The organism is Aureimonas ureilytica (assembly GCF_001475935.1).
In the GTDB taxonomy this organism is placed as follows: domain Bacteria; phylum Pseudomonadota; class Alphaproteobacteria; order Rhizobiales; family Rhizobiaceae; genus Aureimonas; species Aureimonas ureilytica_A.
The window spans coordinates 1-12,686 of record NZ_LDQA01000013.1 but is presented as its reverse complement, the minus strand read 5'-3'; the positions used below and the strand labels follow the sequence as shown (position 1 = coordinate 12,686).

The 12,686-nt window shown below is 63.0% G+C and carries 9 protein-coding genes; 2 read left to right on the top strand and 7 right to left on the bottom strand.

What is annotated here, in order from left to right:
• Positions 1-45: 45 nt before the first annotated feature.
• Positions 46-3,966 carry a Ti-type conjugative transfer relaxase TraA gene (gene traA / locus NS365_RS05040; protein WP_058599196.1) on the bottom strand — a complete coding sequence of 1,307 codons (3,921 nt, stop codon included), beginning with the start codon at positions 3,964-3,966 and terminating at the stop codon, positions 46-48.
• Between the two features lie 701 nt (positions 3,967-4,667).
• Between traA and NS365_RS05035 the strand changes: the two genes are divergently transcribed.
• Positions 4,668-5,318, top strand: coding sequence for a hypothetical protein (locus NS365_RS05035; protein ID WP_058599195.1), 651 nt, complete (start codon positions 4,668-4,670; stop codon positions 5,316-5,318).
• Between the two features lie 31 nt (positions 5,319-5,349).
• Here NS365_RS05035 and NS365_RS05030 read toward each other — a convergent pair whose 3' ends face one another.
• The 6 genes from NS365_RS05030 to NS365_RS05000 all read right to left on the bottom strand — a co-directional run bounded on the left by NS365_RS05030 (position 5,350) and on the right by NS365_RS05000 (position 11,308).
• Positions 5,350-5,952: a GIY-YIG nuclease family protein gene (locus tag NS365_RS05030; RefSeq protein WP_058599194.1), complete on the bottom strand. Its 603-nt coding sequence runs from the start codon at positions 5,950-5,952 to the stop codon at positions 5,350-5,352.
• A 1,199-nt stretch (positions 5,953-7,151) separates the two neighbouring features.
• A complete protein-coding gene (locus tag NS365_RS05020) occupies positions 7,152-7,916 on the bottom strand; it encodes a nucleotidyl transferase AbiEii/AbiGii toxin family protein (RefSeq protein ID WP_082684431.1) in 765 nt (254 codons plus the stop codon).
• Positions 7,873-8,220 (bottom strand): hypothetical protein, encoded by a 348-nt coding sequence (locus NS365_RS24035; RefSeq protein ID WP_058599191.1) that lies wholly within the window; start codon positions 8,218-8,220, stop codon positions 7,873-7,875. Before NS365_RS24035 ends, NS365_RS05020 begins: the two co-directional genes overlap by 44 nt.
• Before the next feature lie 989 nt (positions 8,221-9,209).
• Positions 9,210-10,286 carry a replication protein RepA gene (locus NS365_RS05010; protein ID WP_058599190.1) on the bottom strand — a complete coding sequence of 359 codons (1,077 nt, stop codon included), beginning with the start codon at positions 10,284-10,286 and terminating at the stop codon, positions 9,210-9,212.
• A gap of 12 nt (positions 10,287-10,298) precedes the next feature.
• Positions 10,299-10,634: a hypothetical protein gene (locus NS365_RS05005; RefSeq protein WP_058599189.1), complete on the bottom strand. Its 336-nt coding sequence runs from the start codon at positions 10,632-10,634 to the stop codon at positions 10,299-10,301.
• Positions 10,631-11,308, bottom strand: coding sequence for a ParA family protein (locus NS365_RS05000; RefSeq protein ID WP_058599188.1), 678 nt, complete (start codon positions 11,306-11,308; stop codon positions 10,631-10,633). The genes NS365_RS05005 and NS365_RS05000 overlap by 4 nt, the downstream gene beginning before the upstream one ends.
• 487 nt (positions 11,309-11,795) lie before the next feature.
• On the opposite strand from NS365_RS05000, the gene NS365_RS04995 reads away from it, so the two are divergent.
• Positions 11,796-12,565 (top strand): IS5 family transposase gene (locus NS365_RS04995; protein ID WP_153003662.1). Its coding sequence is split into 2 segments (ribosomal slippage): positions 11,796-12,111 and positions 12,111-12,565, totalling 771 coding nucleotides; the frame shifts between segments, so codons are not numbered across the junction.
• Positions 12,566-12,686: the final 121 nt, after the last annotated feature.

Below are 12,686 nucleotides of genomic sequence, written 5' to 3'. Positions count from 1 at the left end.
TGCCGCCACTCTACAGGCACCACAGGGAGAGAGGCGAGTGCTTTGCTACATCTCCATTCCAAGGTCGCGATCCGTGTTCTTGGCCGCTTCCCTTTCGCGGTCGTTGCTTCTCTCCACGCTCTGAGACATATCTGCCGTCTTCACCGCCTGATCGACGGTTGCGACGATCGAACGGAGCTCTTCGCGCTTCTCCGGTGTCATGTCCGGCAGACGCTCCAGCGCGTCCGGTACAGTCAAACGTTTTTCCACATCCTGACGCCAGGATTTGATCTCCTCCAGCGCTTTGGGGTTCGAGAGCGTGGGCGCGGCCATGTGATGGCCTGCTTCGCGATCGCTTTGCTTGAGATCATGCGCGGCCGAGAGCGTCGAAAGAACCCCAAGCGCCTCGGGTGAGAGGCTCGGCGCTGGCGTCGCCATATGAGCGCGCCAATCCCGCTCCTGCTGTGTCAGGAAGACCATCGAACGCTGTTCTGCATCAACAAGTTCGGAAACCGTAGAGCTGACGAGAGGGATGCGTGTAAGGGCCTCCTTACGCTCGGCATCGGGCTGAAGGAACATGGTTCGACCGCCGACGAGATCGCCATAGGATTGGGGCTCGCGTGCGACCGCCTTCAGCACGTCGTTGAGCCGGTCCGGATCGACCGCAATCTCAGCACGGATTTGGCCCAATGCTTCGGCGGGATTGCGCCAGACACCGCTTGCTTGCGCGAGCGCACTCGCCTCGAAGATCCTGACGCTTGGCCAATTGGGCACGGCTGCCGCCGCTGCTTGCTCCACGCTCTGCGACCAGGCTGAGACGGAGGGCAGGACGGGGACGTTCAGAAGGGGAGCGGTCCGCTCTGGCTCGGACGGTTGGACGGAGGGCGAACGATCCGCCATCGCCGGCAGTTCGACTGCCACTGGTGCTGGGGGCGATGCCGGGGCAGGCGAGACGCTGCGTTCGTAATCGGCCAGCACGCGCTGATCCTCCCGCTGTTGCTGATAGCTCGTGTCGACGTCGCGCACGGTCTCAAGGAGACCCAGCTCCCAGGTGGCCCGCGAGACCGTGTGAACGTCCCGCCAGTTTGCGGCGAGCGCATCGCGAACGGTCTGCGAGAGACCGGCCAAGCGGGGCTCGTGATCGGGGTCGGCGAGGGTCGGACCGATCGCCACGACGATCGAGGGCGCGAGCACGTCCGCGACGCGCTCGGCATAGTCGCGAAGACCCTGCGAGGTGGCATAGCGCGTCAGCTCGTTCTCGGCGGTGTGGAAGGCCGAGCGACGGGCATTGCCTTCATGGTTCATGGAGGCGGAATGGTCCTGCACATGCTGGAGGCGGTTCAGAGGCTGGCGAAGGTCGTCGTGCGGCTCCAGGGAGGCCGCCTGCGTGGCGTCGCGATAGTGTGCGGGCGGATCGACACGGATCTGCTGCGCAGCGTCCTGCGGGCCGTTCTGGGCAAGGAACGAGGCGGCATAGGCTTTGACCTGTTCCAGCACCTCGGACGGGTGCGGCAGACCGCGCTGCTCGAGGAAGGTCTCGAAGCGACCGGCGGGGCTCGCGGCGAGCGCAATCCGGGCGTCCAGGGCTTGCCTTGCCTCAGCGTAATCGGGCGTCTTGCGGAAGTCGATCGAGGTGTCCTTGAGCGTCTCGCGCGACAGGCGGTTCATGGCCTGCTCGGGGGTGGCGAGCTGCTCGGCGCCGGGACGGGTGAACACATCCAGGGGAATGTGGAAGGTGACGTCCTCGCGGTGGCGGCTGAGCGAGACGTAGCTGAGCTGGGCGTCCATCATCGCCCCGGCGACGACATGAACGCGGTCGTAGGTGGAGCCCTGGGATTTGTGGATCGTCGTGGCATAGCCGTGGTCGATATTGTTGTAGCCCTCGCGGGTGATCGCCACCGGCTCGGCGCGATCGGGAAGGCTGACCACGAGACCCTTCGAGCCGACGCTCTCGACATGGCCGATCGAGCCGTTGCGAACGCCGAGCGTGCGGTCGTTCTCGAGGAAGAGAACGCGGTCGCCGGGGGCGAACTCGCGCGGTCCCCGCGCCGTCGCAAAGGTCTCCCCGCCGGTCAGTCCGCCGTCGAGCTTGATCGAGGCGCGCGCCATCGCGTTGAGGTCGAGAACGTCGCGGTTCGTGTGGGCGAGAATGACCACATCGGCGCCGGCGCGGCGATCGTGGTCCCAGCCCTTGATGGCGGCTTCCAGCGCGCCGGCCCGCGCGTCGTGGAATTGGAACGTGTCGTTGCCCTTGTAGATGTCCATGGCCGAGCGCGCTTCGCCCGCGCCGAACAGGACGCTGGCGCGCGCATGGTCCTCGCGCTCCTGGCGGCGAACTTCGGTGAGTTCGACATAGCCGACCTCGGAGGCGATGGAGCGGAAGGCCGCACCCGCCTCAATGGGCTGGAGCTGGCGCGCATCGCCGACGAGCAGGACCTTGGCGCCGAAGCCGTCGAGCTGCGCCATGACGCGCGCCATCTGCGCGGAGGCCACCATGCCCGCCTCGTCGATCACGAAGACGTCGCCGCGCGAGAGCTGATTGTAGCCGCCCGCCCAGGCATTCTCCCAGGACGCGAGCGTCAGGCTTTCGATGCCCGACGACTGCTGAAGATTGTCGGCCGCCTTGCCGGCGAGAGCGGCGCCGTAAACGCCGGCGCCCGCCGCTGAATAGATCTCGTTAACGGCGGCCATGACGGTGGACTTGCCCGCGCCGGCGATGCCGACCATGACGCCGATCCCCTCGTCACGGGTGAGGCGATCCACGGCGGCTTTCTGCTCGGGCGTGTAGGTGAAGCCCTGACGCTCCTGGGCGCGTGATAGCGCGGCCTCGCGAGTGGCGGCATCGACCTCGAAGCCGCGATCGGCGTGGCGGTTCAGCGTGGCCCTGAGCATGGCGGCCTCGCGCTCCAGAACGGCCTCTGTAGTGAAGCGCTCGCCCTGGACGACGCGGTTGGTCTCGGGGTCGTGGATCTGGGCCTGGATCGTGACCAATTCGGGCAGCATCCCGATGCGGTTCATGAGGCCCTGGAAGTCGTTTCCCTCGCCCATGTAGCGATGCACGACGCGGGCGATGTCGCGGGTCGAGAAGGTCGACTGCTCGCGGGTGATGTGCTCCAGCACGAGGGAGGGGTTCTCTTCGAAGCGGGCAAAGGTCGCGGCGCGGTCGGCGGCGTCCCTGGCGGGCACCTGATGCTCGGGTCCGAACTGGCGCATGTGCTCGGTCTTGCCGCGATGCTGGGTCGGCAGAATGTCGGTGATGCCGCGATCTTCGAAGGAGCGGTGATCGACGGTGATGTCGTGACCGGCGAGCGCCAGCGCCTGGTTCATCTCGGCGGCCCAAGCGGCGCGCATCTCGTAGAGTTCGTCCTTCGAGCCCGACCACTTCTCGTAGACGACATCGCCGCGCTGGGTGCGCAGCGGCTGGCCTTCCTCATCGCGGGCGATCACGGCCTTTGGCCCGAAGCCCTGTTCGGTCAGGGGCCGAACGGTCGAGAGGATGTGGACATGGGGATTGTGCTCGCGTCCGGGCGGGACGTGGATGGCCCAATCGGCGACCCGTCCCCTGGCGGTCAGATGCTCGTCGACGAAGGCGCGCACGAGAGCGATCTGCTGGTCCTCGGTCAGCTCGACGGGCAGGGCGAGGGTGAGTTCGGTGGCGTATTTGGCGTCGTAGCGCTTCTCGCCCTTCTCGACCTTGTTCCAGAGCTCCAGCGAGGCGTTGATCGCATCCGGGCCGACGAGGCGCGAGCCGTCTGAGCCCGGTGCATCAGGACCGGCGGCAAAGCCGAGTTGATTACGAACCCAATCCGGCGCGTCCGCTGGAATGGCGAGTTCGGAATGCACGGTGCCCTGGCGTTTGGAGTAGTCGTGAACCGTCGCGCCGCGATCGGATTGCATAGCGACGTTGTGACGATAAGCGGCCGCCGCGACAGCGGAGTGCCCTGATCCTCCCGAGATGACCGTCTGACGGAAGTGATAGATCGCCACGCCGAACCGATCGTCATGCCAAACACGCCCTTCTGAGCGCCCTTATGGATCTCTGGCAGGGCCTGTTGCGAAAAGCAACAGGTAATTGCGCTGTTTGCTCCTGCAACCAGATGCTCAAGAGCCCGCTGCGCGGTCCGCTTGAAGCCGGTCGCTCCGCTCCGGAGAGGCCGATAGGAGGGGCGCGGGAGGCGAACACAGCGGGTCGCGGGCGGCGCTGCGGAGGTCACGAACGCATCGAGCGACGCCCGTGGCGGAGCCCCGAACTCGACATCCGAGGTCGGACGATCCCAGGCGCTGGATCGAGCCATCGATCGCGCGGGATGTGCCCGAAACCGCGCAGCGGTGAGGGCACGGGAGAGGTGATAGGGGTTTGGGGAAAGAGGAGGAGGGAACCGTCCCTCTTTCCCCAAAAGCAAGCGTCGAGGAGAGGATGCCTCCCCTTCTCAAGTGTCCCGTTCAGGAGCTGCAGTCCCTGCCTCATCGGTGCGGACGCGCGGGTTGGGTCGGATCGCCAAAACGGTCCCGTCAGGCTCGGCTCGAAGGTGTGCAGAAAGACCGTCGATGGAAGCAGGACGGACCACCGCATGGGTGACACGCGCATCGACGCCTATCGGCGCTTTGCTCGCGGCGAGGCCCGTGTCTGCCGAGAAACAGGATAAGGCGAGGCGTTCGCTTTTGCGGACGAGCACGCGATCGAGGGCGTGTTCGGATCCTGCTACGACACCGAACGCTTTGTCTGGCTGACACGTGAGCGCGGTCCCATCGGCCCTCGTTGCGATGCCTGGATCGAAGACGCCCTTCGGGCACGACGCATCGGACTGTATGCCTGCGAACAGCGCGCCATCGACGCGTCCGATCCTGCGATCCTGCAGGCTGCTTTGGGGATGGGCGCCGAGCGCATGGCCAGCGTTCTGGCCCTTGCCACCGACGCCGACGGCCGCGTCCGTTTAAACGAGTTGGGATCCCTGTTGCCGCATCTACGCTTTCTGCTGGAGCGCTGGTTGAAGGAGGGGTCGATCCCTTTGCGGGACGTTGTGGAGCACATGCACCCCACCGCTGGACGAGACGACGATCCGGAGGCGGCGGGACGCCTCGCCACGCAGATGCTGGCCGCCCTTGGCCAAGCCTTGGCCAGGACAGAGATGGTCCCGGAACGACGCCGGTTCGAGGTGGCGAGAAGGCCGCGTTACGCGGGGCGGCAGAGCGTTGGGTCGAGGCGAGAATGCGCACCCGGCAAAAGCACCGGGAGGCACAACAGAGCAAGCCTCGTCTGGCCGCCGGACTGGCAGCGGCCGCCGAGGTTTTTTGCCCGCTCCAGCCGCTGCGACACTGAACGCGCTTCCTCGTCATGATGCGCCTGAGAAGGCGACCGGCCGGGATCGCTTACCGTGGTCCGACTGGGGCCGCTTCGCGATGATACTTCAGCTCGTAGCGGCGGTGGCTGCGGTAGTGCTTCTTGATCGCGCGGTGCTCGCCGGGGTTCAGAAGTTCGTAGCCCTTCGCCGTCATCCGGTGCACCCAGGTCGTCTCCAAGGCCAGCGCTTCCTCGCGCGAGAACGCCTCGCCCAGCTGCTTGAACCTCGGTCCTGTGCCTTGGTTCAGATACGTCGCGATCCTTTTGATCCTGCGAAACATCAGCTGCGTATCGGCGGGACGATCGGAGGGATCGGCCAGACGCTCCTCCAGCTTCGGTAGCAGGCTGACGCTCGAACGGTGCTGCTGCCAGCGGCGCTCCAGACAGGTCGTCATGCCGACATAGAACGGCGTCCCATCCGGATTGCAGATGGCATAGACCCAGTGTGTCGGCGCATAGGGATCGGGGGCGTCGCGGAACGTGCTCAGCTGGTTCTCAAGACCCATCGCAGAGGCGCACAGACAGGCATGGCGCAGCGAGCGCAGATCCTCCTCATCGAACAACAGGCTGGCATCCACCGACAGATCCTCGATCGCGAGTTCGCAGGCTTCCGCAAAGGGCAAACGGGGCATGGGGTCTCTCTCTCCATATGGACGAAGTCCCCTCCCCTTGCCTGTCTCGTCCTCTGGGCCGCGGCGCTCCCATTCGGGATCAGACCTTGGCCTCCACGACAGAGTCGATGCGCCGGATCGCAGCTGGATGCTGAGGGTGCCAGCCGCGGTGGCACGGATCGTCACCCGACACGATCGCCCGGCTCTGGGTCCTGTCCGATCTTCATCCGGAGGCCGTCATCGCCCCTGATGCCTTCGCACCCGTGCCGCCCGAGTTCGACATCCTGATAGGCACCGGCAACGTCTGGCGCGCTGACCGCGCAGGCGCGATCCACGTCCCGAGACGCCTAACCGGGACGAAGCCCGTCGTCTGCATGCTGGGCAACCACGAGCACGGGAACAGCATGCTGGGCGAACGGCTGCCCGCCGCGCGCAAGGCCGCCGAGGCTGCTGGGGTTACCGACCTACGAGCGGATGCGGTGATGCTGGCGGGCTGTCGCTTTGTCGGCACCACATTATGGACCGACGACGCCCCCGCCGGCAGACACAGCGGAGCCGCGGAACGAGACCGGCGAAGCGATCCGGGTCGAACAGAAGGAGGTCCAACAAGAGCGCGGGACGGTCCCGCTGACGATCGACGCGACCGTCGCGCAGCACCGCATCGATCAGGCACGCCTCACCGAGCTGATCGATGCCCATGCCGGAGCCGATCCGCTGGTGGCCGTCACACATCACGCCCCTTCCCGCCCGCGTTCGGACGCAGGAACATGCGCCCGAACGCGGGCCACAGCGCGTCGGATCTCTCCCTGCTCCTCAATACCGGGCGGATCGATCTTCGGGTGCACGGCCACGTCCACCAAAGCGTCGACAGTGCACTCCCGAGCGGCACCCTCATTCAGTCCACCCCGCCGGGGCACACTTCGACCATTAGGACTTCGACGATGCCCTGGTCGTGACGCCGCGCTGGGTCCGCAATCCACGCCTTCGGCAGGAACGTTTGGCTCCGATCCTCGCCAAGGCCTGGGTAGGCCCGTTTGCTCCGACCACTTTCGAAGTGCAGAGCGCTTCATGGACGAGATGTGGAGCGATGCGGACTGACGCCCCGGTCGATTAGTTCGCCTTCATCGAACAATGGATCGACATGTCCGCCATTAGGTAGCAACCGCCACCAACCGTTCCGTTTCGGTTAGGTGGATGAGTTGGCTGGCGAGCTCCAGATCTCAAGGGCAACGCCTGATGTCGGCATCTACTTCCAAGCGCAGTCCCAGTCTGGCCTCGAGATGTCCGAAGTTCAGGACTGGGTCGTGCTCGACGAAATCCACGGCCGGGGTTGCCGACGCGAGCTCCAGCACGCTGCGGCGGAGATCGTGCGGGTCCGGATCAAACGTGCGCCGCGAGAGTTTACGGATTTCTTCCATGATCCGGTCGGTATCGTAGTCCAAGGCTTCGAGAACGGCATCGAACCGCTCGGTGCCGACGACCCCCGCAAGGTTGGAAGGCCGGATGAGACCCGCACCGAGACAAGCGTGGATGTCGTAGAGGTCCCGGCCCTTCACGGCGCCGGGACTGGTTGCCCGGTAGACGAGCTTCTTTGTCACGACCTCCTCGGGATGCTCCAAGCATAGGTCGACGCCTTGGACGCGTACCGGAATGCCGGAATGAGGGGTCAGCGGCGCGGCGGCAAGCAGGTCGATCTCGCCAATGCCGTCCCACACCAACTTCACGAAGTTGCCGGGATACCGAACGTCGCGGGTGAGGCTGAGCGGCAGTCCGCTCGCCATCAACCTTTGCAGGTGGCCGGCGCGCGGAGCTGGGTCGCCGACGAAGAGATCGAGGTCGAAGGACAGGCGGTGGTCGATGAAGAACGTCAACGACGTTCCGCCCCCAACGCGGAGCGTCGAACCCTCCTTCAGTCGGTAATGGTCGAGGATGGCCTCGGCATCACGGAGTAGTGCCGGCCATCTCTCTGACGTTTCGGTTTCCATGTCGGCTGGCCCTGTCCCGGATCGTGGCGACGTTGTCGCCGCTTCGTGCGCCCACGTTGTCCGCGAGTTCGGCAAGGGACCGATAGCCCAGTGCCGATCGCCTGATGGCCGAGAAAAGAAGGGATGGATCGCCCCCCTCGAGGAGCGCTCGAACGATGAAGCGGTCGTGGTCGCTGCCGCGCTCTCCGGCGATCACGGCGTAGACCGTGGCAAGCGTGGAGCCACGGCGTCCATAGGGGGTCCAGGCGTTCACGATTAGGGAACGCCAGGCCTCGGGAACGTCGGCTTCTTCGATACGGCTCATCGGGGCGGTCTCTGCTACTTTCTCACTTTAGCACGGGTCGGCAACAGATCGGAAGGCACCTGCTTCCCTGCCGTCCATTCCGTGTCTTAGAGAAGGAAGACACGGTCAGGGCTGGAGCCGTCGCCCGCGTCTGCGCGATCTGCGTCCCGATTCTTGCTCATTTCCGCTTGGGATCCCATGCAACGTCCATTCCGGTCCATCCTGGAAACCAGGGTTCGGGATACAGAGGCGGCCGTTGCTACGTTGGTGGCGGTTGCTACCTAATGGCGGACATGTCCGTATCCCGATGGTTCGGAGCGATCCGGAGGACGGCGAGAACTGGCGTTTTGCTCCGTTCGCAGAATTCCACAGAGAGCCTCACCGACGCGCGCTGGTGCGTTTTGGCTGTCTGTGTAGCTAAAAGCCTCTAATCGCCGTCCTGCGCCCTTCTAGCGCCCTCATGTTCGATCCTATTGAAGGCTTTTTCTGAAATTCTGAATGGGTTCTGTGAAGAGCTTTCTGTGGAGACGTTTCTGTACGTTTCTGTTCCTTATAAAGAGCGCCCCCGATTATGCGTGGAATACGCCCCCGATTATGCGCATGCCCGCCCCCGATTATGCGGAGACTCCGCGACTTACGCCCCCGATTATGCGTAAAACCGCCCCCGATTATGCGGAGATAAAAACTAAGGCATTGAATTTTCTATAGGTAAGTTTGAAAAGAACGCCCCCGATTATGCGTCAGCGAGCCTACTCGCGTATTCCGGACAATGTGTAGAAAGCGCTCCCGACTATGCGTAGATCCCCTTTGGGGTGCATTTGGAGTCAGTAGGCTGTTTTCGCCCCCGATTATGCGTGGGCAAAAGCACTTCTGGTGCCCCCGATTATGCGTAGGAAGCGCCCCCGATTATGCGTAGTTCCCCTTGGGGGCGCATTTAACTCAGTCGACTGTGCCCCGCCCCCGATTATGCGTAATCGGAAATACCTCTGCGCCCCCGATTATGCGTATTGTTACCGCTTTTTTGGTAGGGCTAGAATGGAAGGGTCGACCGGCTTCATTTCCATGCCCTGCGACGTGAGCTCGATCTTGAGCTTGGGAAAGACCTCCTTGATCGCAGCCAGATCCTCTGTGATCTGCTCTTTGAACTTCCGATCGCGGGCGATCCCCTCCCCGAACTGCTCCTTGAGTGGCTTCCAGTCGAGGATGAGCGGCTCATCCAGACGCGTGGCGCGGTAGGTGATCCAGAACAGGAGGTCGAGCTTGCGCGCGGAGTTCGAGAAAGCCTTCAGCGCTCGCACGTCGATCGGCAGCGCATGCTTTTTCAGCTGGTTGTAGAAGGTCTCAGAGAACTTAATCGTGTTAGGACTCAGGCTGCGCTGATCGGGATGCCCTTCATACCAAAGTTCAACCTTCTCCAGCGGCTTCATCTTCATGACCGCAGAGCGCTGCCCATCCCAGGCACCAAACGTCATGCTGCATGCAGCTAGGGCTCTCAGCTGTTCTTTGAAAAGACCAAGGTTTCCATAACGTCCCCCCGTAGGTTCGAAGCCGATCTCACGCATGAACTCTGACAGGGATCCAGTGGTCTCGACGAGCGGGCTCTTGTTCCTGAGCGCCTCCGTCGAGAGGTGGGTCATGATCAAACGCGCTTTCGGCCCCCAGGGAACGGGTTGAGGTGTCCACTCTCCGTTCGGGGCGAGGAGTTCGCCGGAATTCACAACGAGGGTCATTCTCCCCTGTCGGCGTTCATAGCGCGTCACATCTTCGGGCAGAGCACGATATGGAAGGCTGCAGATCGCCAATGGGGTGGGCAAGAAACGCAGATAATCGGAAGAGGTGCGGTCGCTGTCCACTTCCACGCGCGTCTTTGCCCGTCTCCGCTGGATAGGGGTGAGTTGTGCAACGGCGGCGTCCGTGGCCTCCTTCGCTCTCGCCTCCCGATCGCGTTTGGCCTGCCTACGCCCCAACTCTTTGAGCATGATGGCATAGACGGAACGGCCTTCGTACTCCTTGAGTTCGGCCAGCAAATCCTCATCGCGAATATCTGCGAGGGTGGCCGGAAGAATGGTGCTATCACTCTCTTTCATTGGAAGGACACCTTACGGGACTCGCTCAAAGGCGTCCATCAAGGCGACAAGCATCTCCTCCCCCGAAAGGAGATCGTGCTCCTGTGCCAGTTTCCAAAAACGCTCCCGCACTTCTGGCGACGTCGCGATGTTCAGCTTGGCCGTCCGGTTCGAACGACGAAGGGCGCGGGCGTCGAAGACCTCCTTCACAGGTTCAGGCTTCGGCTTGGGGGACGGGGCATGACGAGTGCGGAACCCAGCCTTCTCCGCAGCCTCTGCTACCTCTGGCGCCGGCGGGGCTGGGCGTTCCGTGCGGGGACGGAAGCTCGCGATATCGGGCAAATCTAGGGTGATACGCTCACGGCTCATCGCGTGGTCTCCTCATTGAGAGCTGCAATTACGGACTGGGCAACGGCGGTTGCGTTCTCTTGAGCCGCCTTTGGGTTGGAGACGTCTTCGGCCGTCAGGTCGAAGATTGTTCCACCGATCTGAAAGATAGCGCTGAAGGCCGCGCGCTCGAACAATGCCGTATCCAACACGGGAATGCCCTTGCCGTCGAGTGTGGCGCGGATGTGCTTCTGTTCACGGCTCTGGAGCATGCCGATCATTGAAAACATGACCCGGTAGGGGATCTGTCGTCGGAAGACTTTGCTCTCCCGTTCGATCAGCGAAACCACCCTCGCCGCTTGATCGACGTCGAGCTGTTTGCCACGCATTGGGATGAGAACTAGATCGGCGCGAGAGATCGCGTAGCTAGCCGTCACGTTCGCGGATCCCTCTAGATCGACGATGACGAATGGCTTGCGTTCGGCAGCGTCGTCGATGACCTCGACGACCGTCTCTTCCGTAACGCCGCCTATGATTTCCAATCTCTCTGGGACGCTTTTCGTGAAGCGTGAAGCCCAAGTAGCAAGAGGCTGATTGGGATCAGCGTCGATCAAGGTCACCTGCGACCCAGCCTCGGCATAGACCTGCGCGAGCAGGAGAGCAGTCGTCGATTTTCCAACACCACCCTTTGTCGAGCACAGAACGATTACTGGCATCTTCTCGGTTCCCCATTGGTTCCCATCAGCCACCCTTACAGTTCTTGGTTACCATACTGTGGCCACGAACCGGAAAGGAAGCGGAAAGAAACTAGCTTAGAACTCGGTACATGTCGACATCCTTGTCAGTTCTAAGTGGGTTCTTAATAGGTTCTAGACGGGTTCCTTTTCGGTTCTGGCGGAGTTCCAATTAGGTTCTTTGTTGGAGGGAACCCAGAACCAATTAGCTTTATGCCTGACCTAATTTCGGTCCAAATGCCCAAAGAGATTTGTAGAGAGGTTTTTTACCGACGCAAACACCCTTCCGAAATAAGGCGATGACGTTGCAGCGGATGGCGGGTCAACAATCAGGTCCACGAGACCGACCTCCTCGACAGCTGTGTGACGCAGGTTGAAGAGTCCCGAAAGAAGGATCGGGAACTAGGGCCTGTTAGCGTCTGGGGCCGACTCTATGTCGCTGGCTTTTCCGATGAGGAGAAGTGCGCAGATGCTGAGCGACGAGCAATGGTCTGATCTGGAACCACTGATCGAGGCGTGCCGCCCGCATGCGAAGGTTCCGAGTCCGCACCTTCGCCGGACCGTCGAGGCCATTCTCTGGCGTCACCAGAACGGAGCCAAGTGGCGTGCTCTGCCTGCCGAGTTTGGCCCCTGGTGGATGGCGGCGCAGACCTTCATCCGGTGGGCGCGGCTCGGCGTCTGGGAGAGACTGCTGGCGCTGGTTCAGGAGCGCGGCGTCAGGCTCGGCATGGTGTTCCTGGACGGGACGAACATCCGCGCCCACAGACAAGCGGCAGGTGCCAGCCGAAAGGGGGATCTGCAAAAGAGCGAGACGGCCGTGAAGCGCTTGGCCGATCTCGTGGCGGCTACGGCACCAAGGCCTGTGTGATGGCCGACGGCGCCGGGCGCGCCATCGCCTTTCGCCTCGCACCCGGGCAGGCCCACGAACTGCCGCATGCTGTTCCACTCCTCGATCGCTTGCCGGACGTTCCGAAGTGGGTGGTTGCCGATCGTGGCTACACCAGCCATGCCTTCCGCCAGCACATTTGGGATATGGGCGCACGACCTGCCATCCCGCCGCTTCGCCACGAAGCGCCAGTTGCCTGCCCGGACTGGATCTACAACAACCGCAACCGGGTCGAACGCCTGTGGGCTCGGCTCAAGGAATGGCGCGCCGTTGCCACCCGATACGAAAAAACCGCCGCCAGCTTCCTCGGTGTCCTCTGTCTCGCCGCAGCCCTCGATTGGATTAGGCGCTAACAGGCCCTAGCTGGGGTCTGGGATTGAGCTGATCCTAGCCAAAGTCGAAGCACTTAAAACGACGTTCAGGTGTTCACTAACGCCTTGACAGAAGTCGAGGCCTAGGGTCTGTTAGCGCCTA

What these genes read in the sequence shown, in the direction of transcription:
- NS365_RS05005 (WP_058599189.1), bottom strand. Translation starts at nt 10,634, where the DNA reads ATGAGCCGTGAGCGTATCACCCTAGATTTGCCCGATATCGCGAGCTTC.
- NS365_RS24035 (WP_058599191.1), bottom strand. Translation starts at nt 8,220, where the DNA reads ATGAGCCGTATCGAAGAAGCCGACGTTCCCGAGGCCTGGCGTTCCCTA.
- NS365_RS05010 (WP_058599190.1), bottom strand. Translation starts at nt 10,286, where the DNA reads ATGAAAGAGAGTGATAGCACCATTCTTCCGGCCACCCTCGCAGATATT.
- NS365_RS05020 (WP_082684431.1), bottom strand. Translation starts at nt 7,916, where the DNA reads ATGGAAACCGAAACGTCAGAGAGATGGCCGGCACTACTCCGTGATGCC.
- NS365_RS05030 (WP_058599194.1), bottom strand. Translation starts at nt 5,952, where the DNA reads ATGCCCCGTTTGCCCTTTGCGGAAGCCTGCGAACTCGCGATCGAGGAT.
- NS365_RS05000 (WP_058599188.1), bottom strand. Translation starts at nt 11,308, where the DNA reads ATGCCAGTAATCGTTCTGTGCTCGACAAAGGGTGGTGTTGGAAAATCG.